The sequence below is a fragment of the Methanobrevibacter filiformis genome, assembly GCF_001639265.1.
Taxonomy (GTDB): Archaea; Methanobacteriota; Methanobacteria; order Methanobacteriales; family Methanobacteriaceae; genus Methanacia; species Methanacia filiformis.
The window spans coordinates 1-941 of sequence record NZ_LWMT01000168.1 but is presented as its reverse complement, the minus strand read 5'-3'; the positions used below and the strand labels follow the sequence as shown (position 1 = coordinate 941).

At 31.0% G+C, this 941-nt stretch carries 2 protein-coding genes; both read left to right on the top strand.

The window, feature by feature from the left end; translation table 11 throughout:
* Positions 1-109: 109 nt before the first annotated feature.
* Positions 110-409, top strand: a complete 300-nt coding sequence (locus MBFIL_RS04665; protein ID WP_157078671.1) for a hypothetical protein — start codon at positions 110-112, stop codon at positions 407-409.
* Complete coding sequence (locus MBFIL_RS04660; protein ID WP_157078670.1) at positions 396-779, top strand: hypothetical protein; 384 nt, start codon at positions 396-398, stop codon at positions 777-779. Before MBFIL_RS04665 ends, MBFIL_RS04660 begins: the two co-directional genes overlap by 14 nt.
* Positions 780-941 lie beyond the last annotated feature (162 nt).

Here is a 941-nt window from a genome sequence, read left to right as displayed (position 1 = left end):
GAAACAATTCGTGAATCATATGCTAATCGTGGTGGGTCATTGGATTCTATAGCTCAGGATGTTAAATTAATGCTTAATAATTGATATTAGTCATCAGACAGTTAAGAATATGTTTAAAATCAATCCTGATCAAGTTACTGTGCATAAGGAAAATGTAGTGCAGGAGTTGATGATGAGGGATAAAAAAGGTGATAGGGTTGGTGGTCCAGCTGAATCTGGAGAATTGTATGTTATAAGTAAAAATAAGGCGGAAATATTAGGTAATTTGGTTGCAGATGAACTATTCACCACAATTGGTGGTGAGCGATGGTATTGTGTGAGTATACATGATATTAGTATTAAGAATGTGCCTTTTGCAGTGGGATTAATGAAGCATAGGAGTTATGATAATAATTGTGAGATTATTTGAAATAGCTTTAAAAGATAAGGAATTTAGAAGTTTAACAACAGACCATTTTAAAGCTTATGAAGCATTAGCTGACCATTTTCATGTGTTTCATCAGCAATGTATATTTCATCATTTTCAAAATATAAATAAAAGTGTTTATCCTCTTTTTAAAGATAAATCTTTAAGCGAGGTTGAAAAAATGCAGGTTGCATTAGAATTGACTAAATATAGAAATATATTTAGAACTTATAATGAGCAAGAAGCTAATGATTTAATGGATGATTTTATGGAGAATAAAAATACTTTAAATAAAGGTTTGTATCGTAATTTGGATAAGATAATGAAGCATTTTCAAAGGCACACAATTCACAAGAAGCAATATAATCCCTAGGACATCGAATAAAGCTGAAACTTTTCATAGTTTGCCAGTGGTAAGAGAAATAAAGAATAAATTCAAAACAGTTAAAGGGTTTATAGAAGCGGTGGGTTTAATACTTCATTACAACCATCCTAAAAGTAGAAAGAAAAATGCACCCTCATAATTTACAGAGCC